The sequence below is a fragment of the Pseudoalteromonas sp. AWH4_217 genome (assembly GCF_056161105.1).
Map to the genome: position 1 here is coordinate 1 of NZ_JBSWYM010000021.1, position 23,581 is coordinate 23,581.

At 48.6% G+C, this 23,581-nt stretch carries 10 protein-coding genes; 5 read left to right on the plus strand and 5 right to left on the minus strand.

What is annotated here, in order from left to right:
• Nucleotides 1-10,517 (plus strand): Ig-like domain-containing protein (locus ACXAH1_RS20815; RefSeq protein ID WP_475199296.1); only part of this gene is annotated, 10,517 nt, incomplete at its 5' end.
• Nucleotides 10,518-10,624: 107 nt separating this feature from the next.
• Entirely contained in the window at nucleotides 10,625-11,566 is a 942-nt protein-coding gene (locus tag ACXAH1_RS20820; protein ID WP_475199298.1) for a class I SAM-dependent methyltransferase, read from the plus strand.
• Here ACXAH1_RS20820 and ACXAH1_RS20825 read toward each other — a convergent pair.
• Nucleotides 11,559-12,302 (minus strand): substrate-binding periplasmic protein, encoded by a 744-nt coding sequence (locus ACXAH1_RS20825; RefSeq protein WP_475199299.1) that lies wholly within the window; start codon nucleotides 12,300-12,302, stop codon nucleotides 11,559-11,561. The two genes, ACXAH1_RS20820 and ACXAH1_RS20825, sit on opposite strands and share 8 nt — an antisense overlap.
• A gap of 158 nt (nucleotides 12,303-12,460) precedes the next feature.
• On the minus strand, nucleotides 12,461-13,222 hold the full coding sequence (locus ACXAH1_RS20830; protein WP_253047334.1) for a hypothetical protein: 762 nt from the start codon (nucleotides 13,220-13,222) through the stop codon (nucleotides 12,461-12,463).
• A gap of 215 nt (nucleotides 13,223-13,437) precedes the next feature.
• Between ACXAH1_RS20830 and ACXAH1_RS20835 the strand changes: the two genes are divergently transcribed.
• Together ACXAH1_RS20835 and ACXAH1_RS20840 are read left to right on the plus strand one after the other, a co-directional pair.
• The gene (locus tag ACXAH1_RS20835) at nucleotides 13,438-15,453 is read left to right on the plus strand and encodes a tetratricopeptide repeat-containing sensor histidine kinase (protein WP_475199301.1); all 2,016 of its coding nucleotides are present in this window, start codon (nucleotides 13,438-13,440) and stop codon (nucleotides 15,451-15,453) included.
• A 299-nt stretch (nucleotides 15,454-15,752) separates the two neighbouring features.
• Nucleotides 15,753-17,975: a M14 family zinc carboxypeptidase gene (locus tag ACXAH1_RS20840; RefSeq protein ID WP_475199303.1), complete on the plus strand. Its 2,223-nt coding sequence runs from the start codon at nucleotides 15,753-15,755 to the stop codon at nucleotides 17,973-17,975.
• 61 nt (nucleotides 17,976-18,036) lie between these two features.
• On the opposite strand, the gene ACXAH1_RS20845 is transcribed toward ACXAH1_RS20840, so the two are convergent.
• Complete coding sequence (locus ACXAH1_RS20845) at nucleotides 18,037-19,581, minus strand: M20/M25/M40 family metallo-hydrolase (protein ID WP_253047347.1); 1,545 nt, start codon at nucleotides 19,579-19,581, stop codon at nucleotides 18,037-18,039.
• Nucleotides 19,582-19,828: 247 nt separating this feature from the next.
• Between ACXAH1_RS20845 and ACXAH1_RS20850 the strand changes: the two genes are divergently transcribed.
• The gene (locus ACXAH1_RS20850) at nucleotides 19,829-20,887 is read left to right on the plus strand and encodes a hypothetical protein (protein ID WP_475199306.1); all 1,059 of its coding nucleotides are present in this window, start codon (nucleotides 19,829-19,831) and stop codon (nucleotides 20,885-20,887) included.
• A 54-nt stretch (nucleotides 20,888-20,941) separates the two neighbouring features.
• On the opposite strand, the gene ACXAH1_RS20855 is transcribed toward ACXAH1_RS20850, so the two are convergent.
• Together ACXAH1_RS20855 and ACXAH1_RS20860 are read right to left on the minus strand one after the other, a co-directional pair.
• Nucleotides 20,942-21,310 (minus strand): gamma-glutamylcyclotransferase family protein, encoded by a 369-nt coding sequence (locus ACXAH1_RS20855; protein ID WP_475199309.1) that lies wholly within the window; start codon nucleotides 21,308-21,310, stop codon nucleotides 20,942-20,944.
• A 60-nt stretch (nucleotides 21,311-21,370) separates the two neighbouring features.
• Nucleotides 21,371-23,524, minus strand: coding sequence for a DUF6351 family protein (locus tag ACXAH1_RS20860; RefSeq protein WP_475199312.1), 2,154 nt, complete (start codon nucleotides 23,522-23,524; stop codon nucleotides 21,371-21,373).
• Nucleotides 23,525-23,581: the final 57 nt, after the last annotated feature.

The window sequence follows — 23,581 nt, forward strand, 5'->3', positions numbered from 1 at the left end:
CGGGCAACAGTGTGACGGTGACCATCACGGATAACAATTCATCTGTCAGTCGCACCGTGACCGCCGACAGCTCAGGCAACTGGACGCTGAGCGGCAGTGAGCTGGATATCAGTGGTCTGAACAATGGCACGCTGACAGTGTCTGCGACGCAAGCGGATACAGCGGGTAACACCTCCACGGCTGCGACACAAAGCATCACACTCGATAATGTGGCGCCATCTGCGGTCACCATCACTACACCCATTGAAACCGATGGTATTGTGAATGCCGCAGAAGATAACGATGTACTCATTGCGGGCTCCGGTGCGGAAGCCGGCAACAGTGTGACGGTGACCATCACCGACAACAACAGCTCGGTGAGCCGTACGGTGACCGCCGATAACTCTGGCAACTGGACGCTAAGCGGCAGTGAACTGGACGTCAGTGGTCTGAACAACGGCACCCTGACGGTGTCTGCTACACAAGCGGATACGGCGGGCAACACCTCCACGGCTGCCACGCAAACCATTACCCTGGATAACGCAGCACCCTCAGCAGTGACCATCACCACGCCGATTGAAACCGATGGCATTGTCAATGCCGCGGAAGACAACGACGTACTCATTGCGGGCTCCGGTGCGGAAGCCGGCAACAGTGTGACCGTGACCATCACCGACAACAACAGCTCGGTGAGCCGCACGGTGACCGCCGATAACTCTGGCAACTGGACGCTGAGCGGTAGTGAGCTGGATGTCAGTGGTCTGAACAACGGCACGCTGACGGTGTCGGCCACCCAGGCGGATACGGCGGGCAACACCTCCACGGCTGCCACGCAAACCATTACCCTGGATAACGCGGCACCTTCGGCGCTGACCATCACTACCCCGATTGAAACCGATGGCATTGTCAATGCGGCGGAAGATAACGATGTACTGATTGCCGGCTCCGGTGCTGAGTCGGGCAACAGCGTGACGGTGACCATCACCGACAGTAACAGCTCGGTGAGCCGTACGGTGACCGCCGACAGCTCAGGTAACTGGACGCTGAGCGGCGGTGAGCTGGATGTCAGTGGCCTGAACAATGGCAGCCTGACGGTGTCTGCTACACAAGCGGATACAGCGGGCAACACCTCCACGGCTGCCACGCAAACCATTACCCTGGATAACGCGGCACCGTCGGCAGTGACCATCACCACCCCGATTGAAACCGATGGCATTGTCAGTGCGGCGGAAGATAACGATGTGCTGATCGCCGGTTCAGGCGCCGAGTCGGGCAACAGTGTGACGGTGACCATCACGGATAACAATTCATCTGTCAGTCGCACCGTGACCGCCGACAGCTCAGGGAACTGGACGCTCAGCGGCAGTGAGCTGGATGTCAGTGGCCTGAACAATGGCACGCTGACAGTGTCGGCCACGCAATCGGATACGGCGGGCAACACCTCTACCGCAGCAACGCAAACCATTACTCTGGATAACGCGGCACCTTCGGCGCTGACCATCACCACGCCGATTGAAACCGATGGTATCGTCAGTGCCGCGGAAGATAACGATGTGCTGATCGCCGGTTCAGGTGCCGAGTCGGGCAACAGTGTGACGGTGACCATCACCGACAATAACAGCTCGGTGAGCCGTACGGTGACCGCCGATAACTCAGGTAACTGGACGCTAAGCGGTAGTGAATTGGACGTCAGTGGCCTGAACAACGGCACCCTGACGGTGTCTGCTACACAAGCTGATACAGCAGGCAACACCTCCACGGCTGCGACACAAAGCATAACACTTGATAATGTTACACCATCAGGCCAATCCGTCGCGATCGACCAAACACTGATCAACCGAGACAATGAATCGGCGCTTAGCTTTACCCTATCTGGCTTAGAAGGGTCTGGTACATTTACCTATCAAGTCAGCGATGGAACCAATACGGTATCAAGTAATAGCGCTACAACAATCACTGCAAGCAGCCAGCAGTTGACAGGCGTTGATGTCAGCACCCTTGATGAGGGAACTTTGACGCTGACCGTGACTGTATCTGATGACGCAGGTAATGCCGCTGAAGGTGTCACTGCCACCGTGACTAAGCAGTATAATGTTGCTCCGGTGCTATCGGGCACGCCTGCTACCACAGTAAACGAAGATGAAGCTTATAGCTTTACTCCGACATTGACCGATTCGGATGATGGAGATACACACACCTACAGCATCGTGAACAAGCCAGACTGGGCAGAGTTCAGCACGACGACGGGCGCCCTCACGGGTACGCCAACGGATGCTGATGTTGGCACACATGCAAATATTCAAATTTCAGTGTCTGATGGCACTGATCAGGCAACGCTGACAGCATTCAGTATTGAGGTGGTAAATACCAATGATGCACCGGTTGGACAGGACTTCACCTTCACATTGGATGAAGAAGCAACTCTGACAGTCACTGCCGCGAACGGTTTATTGAGCACAGCTACGGATGATGACACAGATAGCGGAGACACCTTAACGGTGAGTGCTGTAAGCCAGCCACAGTACGGCCAGTTAACCCTGAACACAGATGGCAGCTTCAGCTATCAGCACGATGGTAGCGAAAACCACAGCGATAGCTTTACTTACCAGGTTACCGACAGTAACAATACAACGTCTGCAACCCAAACTGTTACGCTGACTATCACGCCGGTGGCGGATGCGCCAACGGTAGTTGACGACTCGGCAACCACAAATGAAGACACCGCGGTTATTTTCGACCTGCTGACCAATGACAGCGATCCGGAAAATGATCTGGTCGAGGCTTCAGCTGCTATCGCGACGCAACCTGGCAAAGGATCTGTGACCATCGCGAATGGCGTGGTAACTTATACGCCAAATGCCAATGAAACGGGCCAGGATACATTTACCTATACGGTTAAAGATGCGGCACTTAATACTTCCGCAGAAGCAACTGTGACCGTGACTATCACGGCCGTTAACGACCAACCGACAGTTCAAAACTTCACCGTCTCAATAGATGAAGATAATGCCAGCGACGCCATTGCTGTGCGTGCCGGTGCCAGCGATATTGAGGACGGTACGCCTTCAGGTGATATTGCACTGGCCACACAACCTTCAAAAGGCAGCGTAGCCATAGATCAGCAAGCCGGTACGTTGGTGTACACGCCAAATGCAAACGAGACGGGCACAGATACCTTTACTTATACAATTACTGACAGCGAAGGAAGTACCTCTGAGTCTGGCTCCGTCACAGTGAATATAGGTGCAGTGAACGACCGTCCTGTTGTTGTTGATGACAGTGTGACGACCAATGAAGATGTCAGCGTGACGCTTGACATACTTGCCAACGACTCGGACGTTGAAGATCAGGGTTTCAATGGCGCGAATGTCACTCTGGAAGATCAGGGTAACGGAGCGGGTAGCTATGCCAAAGCAGAGGTCAGTATACTCACAGACGGCACATTGCAGATAGCACCGAAACAAGATGAAACCGGTACCTTTAGCTTTACCTACACGCTGACCGACAGCGAAGGGCTTAGCTCAGATGCAGCAACAGTGACAGTGACGCTGACGCCGGTCAATGATGCGCCAGTTGCTGTTGATAACGTTGCACAGCTCATGGAAGAGGGCTCGTTTGAAGTCAATGTGTTGGGTAATGACACCGATGTGGACGAGAACGACAGCTTCGATGCATCCAGTGTTACAGTGGTTCAGGCCCCAAGCAGTGGTCAGGCCCAAGTCACGACTGCAGGTGCAATTATTTATACACCTAATACTAACTTCTCCGGTGAAGATACCTTTACCTACACGGTAGCGGATACCGCCGGTGCAGTGTCGAACGAAGCGACGGTGACAATGACGGTAACCGCGGTGAATGATGCACCAGTACTATCTGGTACGCCTGCAACTGAAGTTAACGAAGACAGTGCCTACAGCTTTACCCCAACCGCAACGGATGCGGATGCGGATACGCTGACCTTTAGCATTCAGAATCTACCATCGTGGGCTAGCTTTGATACTTCAACAGGAGCACTAACAGGTACGCCGACCAACGACGATGTTGGCAGTTATCAGGGAATTGTTATCAGTGCAACGGATGGCACCGAAACTGTGAGTCTGACGGCATTTGATATCACAGTGGTGAATACCAACGATGCACCTACAATATCAGGCACACCAACGACCAGCGTTAGTGAGGATGCTGCGTACAGCTTTACGCCGACAGCCAATGATGTGGATACCGGTGATAGCTTGACCTTTAGCATCTCGAATCAACCTGCCTGGGCAAGCTTTGATACACAGACTGGCACGCTTTCGGGAACTCCCACGAATGACAATGTAGGTACATTCTCGGATATCGTGATAAGCGTCAGTGATGGTACCGAAACAGTCTCATTGGCTGCCTTCTCGTTAACCGTTACCAATACCAATGATGCCCCTGTCATATCAGGAACGCCAGCGACCAGCGTGAACGAAGATACCGGGTATAGCTTTGTTCCCACGGCGTCAGATGTTGATAGTGGCGACACGTTAACCTTTAGTGTCACTAACCTGCCATCCTGGGCAAGTTTCTCTACCTCAACGGGGGCGATAACTGGCACTCCTGCCAACAGTGACGTAGGGACTTACCAGGGAATCGTGATCAGTGTCACTGATGGTACACAAACGGCAAGCCTGGATGCATTTGCAATTACGGTTGTGAATGTCAATGATGCACCTGTTATTTCCGGTACACCTGAAACATCTGTAAATGAAGACGCGGCGTACAGCTTTACACCGGTTGCGTCGGATATAGACGGAGACAGCTTAACCTTTAGTATTGTGAATCAGCCAACATGGGCACGCTTTGATACGCAAACGGGAACCCTGTCAGGCACACCCAGCAACAGCGATGTAGGTACTACAAGCGACATAGTGATTTCAGTGAGTGACGGCACAACATCGACTTCTCTGGCTGCGTTCTCGCTCACTGTTGTTAATACCAATGATGCGCCAGAAATTAGTGGCACACCGGCGACCAGTGTAAATGAAGACGCAAGCTATAGCTTTACACCGACTGTCTCTGACGTTGATGCAGGTGACGTACTGGTCTTCTCTATCAGTAATCAACCCAGCTGGGCAAGCTTTGATACCTCAACTGGTACGCTTTCGGGCACGCCGAGCGATGCAGATGTGGGTACAGATAGTCAGATAGTGATTACGGTTTCAGACGGTACTGCACAGCAGTCACTCAGTGCCTTTGATATTGAGGTCATTAATACGAATGATGCGCCGACAGCTCAAGACTATAGCTTTGGTCTTGACGAAGGGCAGCTGTTGACTGTCACAACCACGTTAGGCTTACTCAGCAACGCCAATGACGATGATTTAGATAGCGGCGACAGCTTGTCTGTGAGTGCGCTGTCACAGCCTCAGCATGGTGTGCTGACCTTAAATGCCGATGGCAGCTTTAATTATCAACATGATGGTTCGGAAAGTACCAGCGACAGCTTTACCTTCCAGGTCACGGATGCGCAAAATGCAGCCTCTTCAACGCATACGGTGTCGTTAACAATTAACCCGGTAGAGGATGCGCCGACAGCGGTTGATGACAGTGCAACGACAAATGAAGATACAGCGGTACAAATAGCACTGCTGGACAATGACAGTGACCCAGAAGGCAATATGAACGCAGCTTCGGCTGTTGTCGTGACTGAACCCACTAAAGGGTCTGTGTCAATTGTTAATGGTATAGCAACTTACACGCCAGCCAGCAACGAGAATGGCCAGGATAGCTTTACTTACACGGTTGCTGATACTGCGCTTAATACCTCTGAGCAGGCAACGGTAGTTGTGATTATTACGCCGGTAAATGATGCACCGGTTGCAGCAAACTTAACCATCAGCACTGACGAAGATACCCCGTCAGCGGCATTGGCTGTACGCGCAGCAGCGACCGACATTGAAGATGGTGTCCCAACTGGGGAGCTGACACTGACCAGTGCACCAAGTCTTGGTTTGGTCACGCTGGACCAGGAAGCCGGTACTTTAGTTTATACACCAAACACTAATGAGGTTGGGGAAGAGACCTTTACCTACACCATTACTGACAGTGACGGGCTGGCCTCGGCTTCAGCCAACATTACGGTCAATATTGGCGCTATCAATGACCGCCCTGTGGTCGGTGACGATTCAGTAACCACAGATGAAGATGTTACAGTTGTTCTCGACATTCTTGCCAACGACTCGGATGTAGAAGATCAGGGCTTTAATGGTGCGAATGTCACGCTGGAAGATCAAGGCAATGGTGCCGGTAGCTATGCCAAAGCTGACGTCACCATCTTGGCTGATGGCACCTTGGAGATTGCGCCTAAGCAAGACGAAACAGGCTCATTCAGCTTTACCTATACATTAACCGACAGCGAAGGGCTTGCATCGTTACCGGCGACAGTCACCGTCACTTTAACACCTGTGAATGACGCCCCGGTAGCGGTTGACAACAGTGTTGAGCTGCAAGAAGAAGGGTCGTTTGAAGTTAACGTACTGGGCAATGACTTTGATGTAGATGAAGGAGACAGCTTCGACTTAAGCAGTGTCACCGTCGTGAATGCAGCTCAGAATGGCCAAACAACAGTGACAGCACAGGGCACCATTGTTTATACCGCCAATACAAACTACTTTGGTAATGACAGCTTCACCTACACGGTGAGAGATCAGGCCGGCGCGGTATCGAATGAGGCCACCGTAACGCTGAGTGTCACGCCGATAAACGATGCGCCAGTTGTAGAAGGGCAGGTCCTGTCACTCAACGAAGACGATACGCTACTAATCACGCTCAGTGGTACGGATCCTGATGCTGATACGTTGACATACAGCATAGTATCAGGGGTGTCGTCGGGCTCACTGCAACAACAGTCTGATACAACCTGGCTGTATACGCCAAATGCAGATTTTAATGGCTCGGACAGCTTCAGCTTTATGGCAAATGACGGTGTGCTTGACTCAAATACAGCAACTGTCTCGTTAACGGTTAATGCTGTAAATGATGCGCCGGTGATTACCGGTACGCCTGATACCACCGTGGTACATAACACTGAATATAGCTTTACCCCGCAAGCTTCTGATACAGATGGAGACGCTCTGACGTTTGCCATTACCAACCAGCCTGTGTGGGCGCAGTTTGATACCGCAACGGGTACGCTATCGGGCACGCCAGCCAGAGATGACGAGGGTGTTTACAGCGATATTGTGATCAGTGTGAGTGACGGCGTTACACAGACCTCCTTGAGTCCGTTCGACATTGAGGTTCAGTTTGTGAACAACCAGCCAATTGCGAACAATATGGACGTGGTGGTTAACGAGGACGGCACAACCAGTTTTGTGGCAGATACTTCGGACGAAGATGGTGATAGCGTTACAGTTTCCATTGAGCGCCAGCCAGTAAATGGTTTACTGGTGTTGCAGGGTAATACTTTCACCTATACGCCGTTTGGCAACTTTAATGGCCTGGATAGCTTCAGCTATATTGCCAATGACGGCAGCCTGGACTCGACAGCAGGTGAAGTGAAGATCACCATTAATGCGGTCAATGATTTGCCGCGGGCAGTGAATGACAGTTTTACTTTCGAACCGCAGGCCAACAATACTTACAGTCTTGATGTGTTAGCAAACGACACTGATGCTGATGCAGGCGATGTACTGAAGATTGTCGGTGCCAAAGCATCCGTCGGTAGTGTGTCTATTGTTAATGGCACCCTGTCTTACGTCGCCCAGGCGGATACCCAGGGCTTAATTGTCATCGACTACCTGATAGAAGACAGCCAAAAGGCCCGCAGTAAGGCAACGGCTCAGGTTAGGATCAATTCAGCACCGGTGACGGCTTTACCTGTTATTACCGTACCTGCCGACGTGACTGCCAATGCAACAGGGTTATTTACTAAGGTACCTTTAGGCACAGCAACCGCAGTAGACGGAAATGGCAACACAATAGCGGTGTCTTTGGTCGATGGCTCTACCTTGTTTGCGCCGGGCACGCACTTTGTTTACTGGCAGGCGACAGATAGCCAGGGGCTACAGTCCATCGCGACGCAAAATGTATTTGTAAATCCGCTTGTTTCGCTTGAGAAAAACAGTGAAGTAGCAGAAGAGCAAAGCCATACGGTAAATGTGTTCCTGAATGGTCCGGCGCCCAGTTATCCGGTGACCATTCCTTATACTGTTTCGGGTACAGCTGACGCTGCCGACCATGATTTAGTGGATGGCCAAGTGGTGATTGAATCTGGTACCTCAGCTCAAATCAGCTTCAATATATTTGGTGATGGGGTCATAGAGGGCAACGAAAGTATTGTCATTACATTGGCAGACTCGTTGAACCGAGGGGCAAAATCGTCCACTACAGTGACCATTGTTGAAGAAAACGTGGCACCTACTGTCTCTGTCAAAGTCGAGCAGGCAGGTGAAGTCCGTTCACTGCTGACTATCAATGATGAACTGGTCACGGTGACGGCAACAGCCAGAGATGCGAATCCGCAGGATAACGTGACGCTGGCCTGGAATGCTGTTGATAATGCATTGACCGATCAGAGCGCAGAGGAAAATACGTTTGTATTTAGTACTTCTGAGCTAGCAGAGGGTATTTACCAGTTGACGGTGACTGCAACAGATGATGCCCAGCCTAGCCTTTCTTCCAGAAGAGATATCTATCTTGAGGTGGTTGCTGAACTACAGGCGCTAACTCAAGTTGATACCGATGGTGACTTAATTCCAGATGATGAAGAAGGTTACGTTGACTCGGATGGCGATGGTATACCTGACTTCCAGGATGCCATCACTGAGTGTAACGTGATGCAGGAGCAAGCAGCGGAATCGGCCCAGTTCCTGGTTGAAGGCGAACCTGGTGTTTGCTTGCGCAAAGGTGCGACGGTAGCGCAAAACTCAACTGGCGGTGTGCAGTTGCTCGAAAGTGAACTGCCAGGCGATGACAACGCGATAAATATCGGTGGCCTGTTTGACTTTATTGCAACCGGCTTACCACAGGCTGGCGATACGTATACGATTGTAATCCCGCAGCGCAGACCCATTCCTGCCAATGCCGTATATCGTAAATTCAAAAACGGAGACTGGGTTGATTTCGTGGTTGTCGATGGCAATGCCATATTATCTGCCACAGGTGAACCCGGGTATTGTCCACCTCCAGGCAGTAATGAGTGGACCGATGGCATCACAGAGGGCGATTGGTGTGTGCAGTTGCAAATCGTTGATGGTGGTCCTAACGACGACGACGGCATTGCCAACCGCAGTGTCGTTGACCCTGGTGGTATTGCTGTTCCCAGAACGGAAAATACCTTGCCTGTGGCTGTTGCTGATGAGGTCACCGTAGCATCGGGGCAACAGATAGTTATAGATGTACTGGAAAATGACACTGATGCAGATGGTAATCCATTGATGATTACCGGTGCTACAGTTGACTTTGGTACAGTTCGTATTGAAGACAATAAGCTGGTTTATATGCCACCTGCAACTTTCGTCGGTGTCGCCACCATTGAGTATAGTATTTCAGATGGTCAGGGCGGGACGTCAAACAGTCAGGCAATTGTCAATTTGACTGTAAATAGTGCGCCTAAGACGACATTGGATGTTGCCTCGACAAACGACCAGACAACATTGGTGCTTGATGTACTTGCCAACGACACCGACGCGGAAGGGGATGAACTGTTCCTGATAAGCGCTGTCGCGACACATGGTCAGGCGACAGTGAACATCGATGGCACACTCACCTATGTGCCCAAAGTTGGCTTCTCTGGTGAGGATGTGATTGTGTATCAGGTCAGAGATAGTAAAGGCGCGATCAGCCAAGGCATAGCCAAAGTAACAGTATCGGCTTATCAGACTGTGAATGTGGAAAATTCATCTTCGGGTGGTTTAGGAGGACTATTAGTGATCATGATGTCGGCATTAATTTTGCGCCGTCGTAACAGCAAGCTACCGGCATATACGCTGTTAACTACCAGCTGTTTACTGGCTAACCCAGTATTGGCGGAGCAATGGCGGGTACAGGCAACCGTAGGCCAGGCTGAGGCTGATTATCAGGCACCGGCATCTGTTGGTGGGTTAACAGTTGGTGCCGTGGATGATAGCAGTGAGTCCTGGTCTGCAGGTGCTTTTTATGAGCTTATGCCTAAATGGGAGGTTGGCTTACGCTTTATTGACCTCGGTCAGGGGCGTCTGTCGCTTAGTGGCCAATCACTGACACCTGACACCGTTCATGAGCTTGTAGCACGGGCAACACCGGTACTTCCGGAAGGGTTTGCACTACAAACAGGCTATGAGTTATGGCGGCGTGATAGCTTTAGCGCTGAACTGTTTTTAGGGGCATTTGACTGGAAATATCAGATAGACAGTACTCGCGATAGCAAGCATTTACGTCAGTACGAAAAAGAGGGGACCAGTGCCTATGGGGGTATTACATTTGGCTATGATGTATTTGAAAACACGGCAATTAACCTCAGCTACAGCTACTACAACTTAAGTGAAAATGCGATTAGCGAGATTTCAGCCGGGCTTAGCCTGAGATTCTGATTTCTTTCACACTGCAACGGGGGAGCTAAAATGCTCCCCCGCTTATTTGCATCGGACTGAAAAACCTAAGTACAATAGAGGCCAATATTGAAAAGCGCCCAAATTAAATGACTGCTACGCCACTATCTACCTTATTAAACCACCTTGCTCAACAACTTCCATTGCCCAATGAAATTCAACGCCTGTTCCATGGCCGGGGTCGATGTTTCCCTGGGCTTGAGCACCTCACTGTCGATTGGCTTCAGGGACAGCTTCAAGTTTCCTTGTTTAAAGAGCATGATCCGCAATGGGTTGAAGCCCTTAAAGCTGGCCTGTGTGACCTGATGAAAAACCCCGAATGGGGCCAGAAAACACGAGCGATATTGTTGCAGCACCGTTATGCCAGCGGTGCACCGGTAGATATCGTCTGTGGTGAGTTGCAAGCAATGCCTGTTGTTAACGAGAATGGTCTGAAATTTGGTCTGTCTTTGGGCGCTAAGCAAAATATGGGCTTGTTTCTGGATATGCGCCTGGGTCGCGAGTGGGTGCTTAAGCATGCGGCTGGTAAACGCATACTCAATTTGTTTTCCTATACCTGCGGTTTTTCTGTTGCAGCCATTGCTGGAGGCGCTGAGCATGTTGTGAATCTCGATATGTCAAAAGCCGCGTTAAAGCAGGGTAAAGTAAATCATCAGCTGAATGGCCATGACTTAAGCAAGGTGTCCTTTCTGGGGCATGAGCTCTTTAAGTCCTGGGGTAAAGTTAAGAAGCTAGGGCCCTACGACATGATCGTGATTGACCCACCCAGTTTTCAGAAGGGAAGCTTTGCACTGACTAAAGATTATCAACGTATTTTGAGGCGTTTGGGTGAATTGCTCACTGCTCAGGGGATTGTGCTTGCCTGTGTCAACTCACCTGACGTGAGTGCTCAGTTTCTGATCGATGAAATGGCAAGAGAAGCGCCGCAAATGCAATTTGAATCTCGGTTGCCAAACCCACCTGAGTTCCCAGATATTGATGACGATAGTAGTCTAAAATGTCTGGTTTTCAATACTCATAGCGTTATTTAAGCTGCCAGTGAGTCAGGATCTGTTGATACTTTCCTGAGTCTTTGAGCTTAGTCAGAGCTGACTTTAACTGCTCGGCTTGCTTTTGATCAAAATCCAGCCGGGTTGCAAGGTGGAGCTCCGAAGGAAATGATGGTACAGCTAATTTGCGTTCTACCTGCTCTGCAGGTAATCCAAGTGCGCGGAGTTCCTTGTTGATGGTTTGTGCATTAGTTAATACCAAATCGGTACGGCCTTTAAACAGCATTTGCCAGAGCGTCTGATAATGAGAGACCAAGACTAATTCATGCTCTTCTGAATATCCGGCGGCACGTAAGAACCTTTCACTGTAGTAGCCGCGAATGGTGCTCACCCTGTACTGTCGGGCACTGTTTAAGTCGTGTAATGAAAAAGTACGCTCCTTGAGGCCAATTAAATATGCCTGCGCGTGACACATAACACCCAAAAAGCGATACTGCGTGGCTCGTTCCGGAGTTTTGAGCCAAGAGAGCATGAGCGTGTTATTGTGTTCTCTCATCTCATGGAGTGCACGAGCCATCGGCATTATTTCTATGCTGCCGTCTAAACCAGTTTCAGCCATCAGTTGTTGCGCTATTTCTACCAGAGCCCCTGTGGGTTTTTCGTTTACATCGAGAAAATGATAGGGAGGTAGATCTTCTGCAACGAATCGGATGCCAGCAGTGTGACCACAAAATGGCACAAGGATACACAAAAAGACGAACAAGAACGTAAAACGCATAGGCACACTGCATACATTTTAAAACCAGCAGTGTGCCGTGTTTCTGAATAAAAATCCAGTTCAGCACCTCAGACCACTTAGGTGACGCCTGGACAGAGCACGCTTAATTTCCAGGGGAATATGCGTGCGTGTCTCTGTGTGCCGACAATGTGAATAATCTAATCTCTTAGGCGGATCTCAAACTTATCAGAGTAGCGCTCCTGAACCGCTTTTGCTGAACTGCCACTGGCATAGCTGGGATCGACACTACCTCGGCGAGTGCGGGCAAGATAAAAATCAGCACTGCATGCCTGGCGGGTATTGATCACGCTATCCTTCAATCCTTCAATAGCATCCAGGTCGATAGTGAGGCTACCATCGTCTGAAAGCTGGTCATTACTGACGTAAATAAAGATGGGGTCGCCATCATTTCTCTTACATTCAATAGACAACTTACTCTCAAGTTCAGTATCGTCTTCTGTACCCGGTGTCCATGACAGCGTCACTGTGTCAGTGACCGAGAATGACTGATTTTTTTGCGGCGTGATAATATTAAACGGCTTCGGCAATTGCATTGTCGATGTCAGGGTTTGGTTTTCAGACGCTCTGGTAAAGTCGACAGTAAACTCTGTGCCACCAGACGTTACATCGAAGATTGCACGATAGTCTACGTCGAATAGCTCTTCATCTTCGACCATAATCTGACTGATACTGCCTGCTTTTGCGATTAGCTTGTCACTGGAAGTCAGCCGTATATTGTTGCCGTTCGGGCCATCAATGTTTAACTCAGCAATGACACGGGATGTTTCCCCTTGTGTTGTCACGTAGATTTTTGACCAGATAGCCTCCGTTTTTACATTTTCGGAGTCAGTGGTTTCGGTGGAGCATGCCAGCAATGCTGAACAAGCCAACGCCAAAACGGAAAGTTTTACACTATTCATTGTTGTCCCTTACAGGTCTGTGTCATTAATGGCTCCATTCTAATCACGAATCAGCGCGAAAAAAATGGTGTTTTACATTTTAAAACAAACAAACTGGCTTTTAAAACAATGAATATCTTGCTGAATAAGGGGAATAACACGAGCAGCTCCCGGTGTTAAGGTGAGTTTTGTTGCTATGCTTTACATGTAATAGTGGTGTTGAGGGTTAAGGCTTTATGTATATACGTAATGCAATGTGGGTATGGGCATTGGTATCCGGCATTGTGCTGGCAACGCCATATACTGAAGCGGAATTTGAACAATTAAGGGCACAAATTCGCATCACATCCGCTCAGTCACCGTTAAAGGCAATCGATGTGACAGATGACATGCTTACCGAGCATGGTGAGAAATTATCAACAAGACAGAAAATCAGACTGCTTTACGGTAAAGCCTGGTTTCAGATCCAGACGGATGATATTGAAGGGGCTATTGTGACTCTGTCAGTTTGCAAACGGATGAGCAAAGAAATCTCAGATCCGACGATATTATTTAGTTACTACAGTCTCACCGCAGGTGCATTAACTCGTATGAGTATGTACGAAAGAGCGCTGGAAAACTATCTCGAAAGCTACCGATTAGCAGGCTTAATGGACACTGAGCTATATCTGCGCCAAACCGAAAACAACATAGGTAATGTCTATTTAAAACTCGGTCGATTTGAGGATGCTAAGGTCTATTTCGAACGGTTTTACGAGGATGCTAAGGAGAGAGCATTGCCTCAGCAGATGGGAGTTGGGTTAAATAACCTTGGCGAGGCCTATTTTGGTCTGAAGGACTACCAAAAAGCCTTGGTATTCCATACCAATAGCCTGAGTTTGAGGGAGGAAAATGAGCTCACTTATCATAGTTCCTGGTCACACCATAATTTAGGCAGAACTTACCTGGCATTGGGCAATATTGAGTTGGCAGAGCAGCATTTGGTATCTGCAGTGGCGTTGCGCAAGCAGAGTAACGCCGTAGCGGACAGTATAGCTCCTCAGATAGAGTTGATCAGACTCAAACTTCAACAACAAGGTCATGGCGAGCTGGAGCCTTTGATCCACGAAGTGATTTCATTAAGCAGCCAATATGAGCGGTTTCAAGAAAAAGTGGAAGCCTATCAATTATTGGTTGATTACTATAACCAGATACAGGACTGGAAAAATGCTCTGAGCGCATCTGATTTATACATGCAAAGTAAATTCGACTTTTTGCAACGTCAGGCTGAAACCGGCGTGGCATTTTATGCAGCTCAAATGAACCTGGCGATGAAAGAGCGGGATATTGCTAAGTTAACGCAAGAAAACACTCTCTACCAGCTTCATACACAGGCAGCAAGAGATCAGCTTATCTTAGTGCTTGTTTCGGCATGTATCATAGTCTGCCTGAGTTTGTACTTTATGCGCAGGATCAGAACAAAGAACCAGGCGTTAACAGAAACGTTGAGCAACCTTAAAGCCACGCAAAAGCAGCTTTTGGAATCCGAGAAAATGTCAGCAATGACCACGCTGGTTTCCGGCATGGCCCATCAATTAAACACGCCACTTGGTTTGGTGGTTACTTCGGCATCTTGTCTCGAAGATAAACTCAAAGACATAAGCACATTGCTCAATGATCAAAAACTCAGTGCTAAACAGTTAAAGGGATTTCTCGAAGATGCATCAGAGATGCTTTCAATGACAGCAAAAAACGCTAGTCGGGCAGCCGATCTTATCGCTCGCTATAAAATGGTTGCAGCGTCCTTAGATACCAGTGATGCAGTAAATTTTGACGTACTGGATTATCTTAAGCAACGGGGGGCTTTGATAGGGCAAAGCCTTGACCAGAGTATCACGCTGGATGTTTACGGATCGCCCTGTCAGGTTGTATCTCATCCTGAAGCTTTGCTTAAAGTTATCTCTCAGTTGGTGAATAACTCCTGTGTTCATGGGTTTGTGGATCAGCCCTTCGGAAAAATCACGATTGAAGTAAAGGATGAGGGGGAAAACGTGATGGTGATCTACGAAGACAATGGTGTGGGGATCAGTGAAGTTGACCAGCAACAAATGTTTGACCCGTTTTATACGAGTCAGCTTGGACAAGGAAAACTGGGTTTAGGCCTGAATATTGCCTATAACTCTGTTGCGCAAGTTTTAAAAGGCAGCATACATTATGAACACAAAGAACAAGGCGCGAGGTTCGTAATACGATTTCCTAAAACCCAGCAATAACGCCAATCATCGGCGACATTGAGTCTGCCTGGCGGGTAGCCTAAGCCAAAACGGCCCAGTTCAAAATACCAATCAGGCACATATTTTGTTCCTTTTAATCAAGAGTTATCCAGGGAAGAGGCGAGTCAATGTGCTTTAGTGGTCAAAGGGGTAGTAATAAAAGCGTAAATAATGACCTTTTTCATAGGATGATGTGATTATGTTAAGTTCGCAGTCTCTAATTTTGAAACGGAAAGACACTGCTAGACAAAATAGAGCTGAAGAATCGGAACAATTTTCACTAATGAGAAGGAAACACTATGAAAAAAAGCCTATTAAGTATGCTTCTGTTGAGTACGGTTAGTACAATGACCGCCGCTCATAAGGGAGCTGAAGCCGATCATTCATCTGCATACTTACCATCAAACCAATCGCAATCTATTTATCAACTAGCGTTTACCAGCGCTGAGCAAAAAGCAGGTTATCTTGCCCAATATCACGATGCTATGGTTGAAGTTCGGGAGCGATATTTGCTGCTGACGTTAAGTCAGACTGAATTTGATACGTTACGTAACGCCGGGGCATTGATTTTTTCCCGTCCAGATGTAGCCGCTCAGGGCCATATTTCACCCAGCACATTCACGCGTTCTGTCAGTATGGAACAGGAATCCGGCATTCCTAACTTTCCTTGCTACCCCACGTTGGCAGAAACTCATCAAATGGCTCAGCAACTTGCAGACACATACCCCGATTTTGTCGAGCTAAAACAGATAGGTCCATCCTGGGAAAAAAGCCAGGGGCTGGGTGGGCATGATCTGACTGTGCTGATTTTAAAAAATAAACAGAAAAATAAGTGGCGAAAACGCCCTGCTTTATATATGCAGGGCGCTCTGCATGCCAGGGAATATACACCGGGTGCAACAACAATCAAGTTTGCTAAGTACTTACTTGAGAACCGCGAAACGAATGCTGATGTGAATTGGATACTGAACCAGCGAGAGATCCATATTCTGTTAATAGCGAACCCGGACGGCCGGATTCAGGCCGAGCAGGGATTATTTTGGCGAAAAAATACCAATTCTGCTTATTGTGCCATTGATGAGAGTATGCGTGGAGTCGATCTTAATCGTAATTTCGATTTTGCCTGGGCATCGCCTATCGGTGGGTCTACAGATGACCAATGTGCGGCGACTTTTCATGGGCCCAGCGCAGCTTCCGAGCCTGAAACACAAGCGATTCAGGCATATCTTCATTCTTTGTTCCGTGACAGGCGGGGCGATCAGATCACTGACCCCGCGCCACTGAACACCCAGGGCGTGTTTCTCGATTTACATAGCTTCAGCCGTTATGTTATGTGGCCCTGGTCGAGTGAACTCACTCCAGGGCCAAATGACCCGCAACTGTCCATGATGGGGCACAGACTGGCAGCCTACAATAATTATCTGGCATTTCAGACTAAAGAGCGCTTTAAAACAGGCGGGTCCGCAGATGGCTATGCTTATGGCCAACTTGGTGTAGCTGCCTTTACTTTTGAGCTGGGCAACACTTTCTTTGAAAGCTGTGCCAACTTTGAAGGGGAAATATTCCCTAATAATCTGAATGCATTGATATATGCAGCAAAAGTGGCAAATCGCCCTTACAAACTGCCGGGAGGGCCGCAAATTGTCGATCTCAGGTTACAAGGTGCAGGCCGTGAAGCCATACCAGCGGGCGCGCCTGTACAGATTAAGGCGATTATAGCGGATGATCATTTTGGTCCTTCTCTGGTCCAAGAGGCACCACCGAGCGATGCGATTAAAAAAGTGGAACTGGTCATCAGGAAGAAAGGTAGACACTTTAAGCGACGAATTCTGTTGCCTGCTGCGGATGGCCTTTTCGACACCGCACGCGAGACCGTTGATTATATGCTTGATACAAGCCGCTGGCGCAATGGAAAATATACCCTCACGCTACGTGCACAGGATAGCTCTGGCCAGTGGGGCACTAAATATGCAAAATTTCTTACCATCGACAATTCAGCGGATGCGGCCAATGCAGAGCCGGTGGCTGATTTCACCTCTCAGTGTGGTTATGGCGTTTGTAGCTTTAATGGTGCGGTGAGTCAGGATGACAGGGAAGGGCTGACCTATCGTTGGACGTTTGAAGGCGCACGTTTTTCTGGTACCTATCATGGCCAGCAGGTTGAAATAGAGTACTTTTCTGCGGGGAATTACCTGTTAACTTTGCAAGTTGAAGATAGCCATGGTTGTCAGGATATAAAAACAGCGCATCTGGAGCTCGATGGCCTGCGTCCACCCGTGGCTCAGTTTGATTATCAATGCAATGGGTTAACATGTGATTTTGACTCGTCGGCTTCCTACGATCCGGATGGAGAGATCATCGCGCGCTATTGGCAATTTGGTAGTGACGCGCCGTTTGCGCTGGGCACAGAAAAAATGTCGCATACTTTCGAGCAAGCGGGAGAGTATACGATTACATTTGTCGTTGTCGATAATCACTACGAATACCACGAAATCTATCGGACTATTTCAGTAGGTGAATAACTTCGCGGTGAGTGAAAAAATTACAGGGCGCACTTAGGTGCGCCCTGTTCGGTTATCCAGCTCAGAGTTTTTCATTGAGCACGGAAGTGATGATTGCGATACCTTCGATAAAATGCCCAACCCTCAGATTTTCATTTGGGCTGTGCTGGTTATTGTCGCTGTTGACACTGGCGACAATGGCGGCAGGAATATCCAGAGTATCCACTATCGGGGCAATGGGGATTGAACCGCCACCGGAGCGCAGCACTATAGGTGATTTGCCCAGCAGTTTAGTGACCCCTTTGATTGCCATTTGGCCTGCAGCTGAGTCAGGTTCACTGCGAAACGCACCATATATCTCGCGCGATGCCATAGTCACTATGTAAGGATGTTGGGCACGTTCAGCATCAGTCGGTGCTCTGTCGATGACATAATAGCCTTGTTTCTCAATATGCTGACGTACAAGCTGGATCAATCGGCCGGCGTCAGACTCTTTAACCAGGCGAATATCCATTGCGGCAGTTGCGGTGGCTGGCACTATGGTTCTGGCCTGTTTACCAACCCAGGCACTGCTTAGTCCCCTGATATTTAGTGAGGGATATTGGATAGATTCCTGTAAACTTGCACCAACGTCATCCGCTTGCGAGAAGCCTAGTTTTTTCATGATCTGCTGTTCATCATCCGGAACAGTGGCAAGCTGTGCTTTGAGTTCATCTGACAGGGTGATCCCGTCGTAAAAGCCAGGAATAAGCACTTTACCTTGCTGTGACTTCATTGAGCCCAATATCTGAGCAAGGTGAAGCGCTGGATTGGGAGCATAGTTGCCATAGTGCCCGCTGTGCTGAGGCTTACGGGGGCCATATGTTGTGAGCTGGACCGTGGCAATGCCGCGTGCACCCATAGTGATCGTTGGTTTATTCGTCTGGTGTGGCGGACCATCGAAAATGAGCAGTAAATCGGCGCTGAGCTTGTCTTTGTAGGCTTTAATGGCTGCGGGTAAATTAGGGGAGCCCTGCTCCTCTTCAGTATCCATGATGATCTTCAGATTGTAATTGGGTGAAGCTTGCTGGCCATCTAATATGTCTAGTGCCGTAATAAACTGTGCGATTGGGCCTTTCGAGTCAGCTGCCGAACGTGCAAATATACGCCAGTTAGGATCCAGCTTTTGTGCTGAGTCGGGCCACGGGCGCGTTTCCCACTGGCCATTAATAAGTTGTTTTAACTCTGCCGTGTAGGGATCAGGCTGATCCCAGGCTGAATTATCGACCGGCTGACCATCTGCCTGTAAGTAAACCAGCACTGTTTTACTTGCGCCCGGTACCAGGCGTTCGGCATAAACGATGGGACTGCCAGACATTTTAAGCTTTTGTACGTTAAACGCCCGGCGAGAAAATTCCTGCATTAGCCAGGCTGACAGTTTTTCAATATCGTTGGGGTAATTGGCATCGTTCGGCAGGCTGAGCAGTTCACGATATCGAGCGATGGCTTGCGGGGTTTTGAGTTCAACTTGCTGTTGGATTTGTGACACTGACAGAGACTTGTTTGCCTGTGCAAGTGGTATTGTGAAAGCGGTACAACTGACAAGCAATGCAGAAGTTAACCGCGTACTGACTAAGTGCTTTAACATTATTATCATTCCTTTTTTACACTAGTTGTAGCGAAACCCATTGTGTTAGAAAAGCATTTAGAGACCACATGTACTTATTGTGCGTTAAACCACCATCTTTGTTAAATTCAGGTAGCTTTTTGCAAGCCAAAAAGCGAAAAGAAGAGAGCATGTCCGAAACAAAAAATTAACTATATTGACGCTTGTTTGTTGTTTTGTTCGTCTAGTTTTACGACCGCTAAGCACCAAAATAACAAGGAAAAAGTAGATGAAACAAGCATATAAATTAGCACTCTTTGCCATTGCAGGGCTGACTGTTCAGCAAGCTCATGCCGGAACAACCACGCTAAACCTGACTAAGCCTACCGGCAACCCGAACGCGCCACAAAAGCTTCGTACGATAAGCCTGGGTTCACTGGCGGACAATTTGTTTTCTGATATGAGGCAGCTTGAACTGGAGACCGAGGCAGATATTCGCCGAGATATCGGTAGTATGAGTGCAGTGAAAGCGATTTACGCTATTGATGTGGATGCAAAGAATATCTCTGCGACCTTCAGTGGTACCGACAATTATAAAGTACGCTTAACGGTTGGGAACCTCGGCTTGTATACCAAGGTAAAATTTGATGGTATCAGTGTATTGTGTCCAAGCGTTAATGTTTCTGTTCGTCTGGAAAACTTAAGACCAACAGTGACATACAATTATTATACAGGTGCGCTGGAAGACATTGATGTATATTACAACCGAGATGTTGATGTGAGTTGCTCAGGTGGCGTGTTTTCAATTCCGGGGATCAGCCATTTTGTAAACTACTTTGCATCTGACGCTGCCACAGGTGTGGTAGATGATCTGATTAAGGCAAACCTGCAACAATTTGCACCATTGGAACAGCCTGGCGCATTGTTTGGTATGCAAGAGATATTGTCAGATAGTCGGGTACGTGGCAATGTCGACGCCGCAGAGCGCTATCTGGACATAGACATCGATAACATCATTGGCAATCTGGTAACAGGCATGAATTTAACTGTCAGCCTCAACCGGGATGCACATGGTTATGGCAAGCACCAGGCGCATATCGGAGTGTATCAGACAGCGCCAACCATCACCGCCGCATGGGGTGGTCAGTTTAATGCCAGTGCGCCAGGTGCTAACCGTATCAGTAAATATGCGTTAAGCGGGACCTGGCGTACCAGCAGCTGGACACCAGGGTTGCTATATAACAACCAGTTTATAGGCGCTATCGCTTATAACCGTGTTTATGGTATTCCGAGCTATCTTGGCCAAAAGCAGGTCACTATTGGCAACTGTGGCAAAGCGTGTGAATAATACCTGCTGATACTCACATTTTTCTGAAAATAGAATAACAGCCTTTTCAAGCTGTTATTCTATGGTAACCGCATCAAGAATGTGAGCCTTTTCACTGGCTGCATAGATCCAACAGGATTCACCCGACTTCAATACGACCTTTTGCCTGACGTAGTCGTCTACTTCATAGCTGTCAGCGCGTAGTAATTCTTGTTCGGAAATGGCAAAAACAGTTCCCTCTACTTGATCTGCTTCATCGGCAGTATAGATAAGAATAGGGTGATGTTCTTTACCACTACTTTTCAATACGTCAGGGTCAGTAATCTTAACCAGGCCAACACGATATCCGACTAACGCATCAGCCTGTCCGTTGAGCAGGCGACCAAACGTGTCGAGTTGTACTTGCGCTTGTTGTAACGTGCCATAAGAGAACAAAGCTTCCATTAGAGCTCCTTTTGTTTTCTGGCCCACTCTAAATGACTCCTGACCATTCGTAAAGCGGGTTTACAGGTCAGCCGGACGCCCAATATCTTTGCTCTGGTAGTTACATACCCCTTCAGGAAAGGTTTGTTCCAGTAATACCTGGTAGGGACGAGCATCGAACGGGAGATACCAGCCTTTTTGGATGGCGGTTTCAATACTGACCCGTGGGCACTTAAACATATCTCCGCCCCAGTCTCCACCGGCCTGAATTCGACTGGTACTGAACATAGGAAAGCGACTCTGACAATTACCCTGTGGTTTATTATTCCACTGTCCGTCAAAGACATCTGAACCCGCTGCATAGATACTGCCATCTTTATTGAAGCACGCGTCTTGTAAAGAGGCTGGTCTTGCCGACGCAGCATCAAGCTGTGGGTTGGCTTTCATTTCGAGTAACCATGCGTCCATGGCAGCAAAAGCAGCTGTAGTGGGGTTGTGGTCTTTATGCGCAACCCAGATAACATGGTTCTGACTGTGGCCATTATGTTTTGCAATGCGCACCCGGCTGTAAAATGATGCAGACATATGATGCATGTCTAGCTCATTTTCCAGATAGTGCCGCGCATCTATAATAGGCAAATTTACTTTGCCAATAAATACTTGTCCTGATCGATAGGCTTGTTCCATGGCCTCTAATGAACCTTCATGACGACGTGCAGGCCCTGTAGAGGCATTTGTTATGTTATGGTTTCCCCAGAGTGTTAGCCAGATAGGGATCCGGGTGCCCAGTGGTAGCGCAATGTCTTCCTGACGCATGTCTGCTTGGCGCTTCCAACCGCCAATATGATGATTGATGTGAATGAATTCCTCAAAACTAATATGACCCTCACGCAGAGCATTCAGACCATACTGGACGCCTACATTATCCCAGGTACTTTTGCCAAAGCCTTGCTCATCTGTGCCAAAAATATGTACCAGGTCCTGCCAGTAGCTCCAGCGAGTTTGTGCAATCACGTCATCAGAAAAAAAAGGTCTTAAAAATCCTTGTCGAGGATTATTAATGAATGCTGACAGGCCAAAGTAGCCATTAATGCACTCACTGTTACCATCCGGAAATGACGGAACGAACCCAGCCATGAGCTGGTTCAGAGGTTGCAAAAAACCGGCTTTTTGCGGAAAGTCATTGATTGCATTGAGGCCCTCAATTTGCCGCCTACGCTCCCAATCCCGCCAGGCTTTTGGGTCCTGTGCTCGGAAAGTGAAGTAGTTATTGAGCAGATCACAATCAAGTGCATAGGTGGTTTGTGTGATCATGTCGGGATAGCTGTACAGTGGGATAAGCCCGTCCAGAATCCCTGTACTATTTTGTCCTATCAGGTACTGCGCCAGTCCCCCTCCGGATCCGCCAATGCCCACGGTATACAGAGGCTCACCATATAGGCTAATAAACTGCTGCTTGACACGTCTGGCAGTATCTTCTGCAAGCAACATGTTGTAGGTATAACTGGTTTTGTTGCCACTAGAGCTTATCACCGCATACCCGTCCAGCAGTTGCTGAGCCTGGCGAGTCATTACCCGGGAGGCCTTTTGTCGGCCTTGGCGGTAGCCAATCCCTGATCCCCCATTAAACTGATAAATAAGCTTTTGGTTCCATTTAGAATGGCTACTACGCTCCCCAACTTCTTCATTGGAAATTGGCATGACAAGGGTATAAATAAAACGGTTAATTGTCCCTTGCTCTACTCTGAACAAGGGGGATGAGTCATGTGAGCGGGCGCTGTTTTCATCGAGCCTGGTGGCAATATGCTTACCGTCTTGCATTGTCAAAGTGAAGTAGAATAACCGAGTGGGTAGTGAGCAGTCTTTGCTGTAGCCGATGACCTTTGTTCCCTGAAAAACAGGTATACCCAGGCCCTGTTGATTGTCTACAAGCGGCTGCCCAAGCTCAGACTCCTGGGTCATGCAAAAGAAAGGATACTGATTCGGCCCTGAATACAGGTTTGTTGTTGGGCCTGTTTTTTCTAACTCTATTGGAAAGTTAAATGAATCTTGTGGTCTGGAAACCTCTGAAATATGGGGAGTAAAGCGCAACAGCTGATTGGGCTGTGGTGTAGCAATCGCGCCTATCTGTCGGGTACTGACCTCATCATGGTGAGGGTAGAAGTGCATTATCACACCCGTGATTGCTATCAGCACTAAGCTGAACAGAAACATGAACCCGACATTTTTGCTCATAACGACCTCTTCTGATTCAAATCAGTACACATAATAATAAGTGTAGGGCGAAAGAGC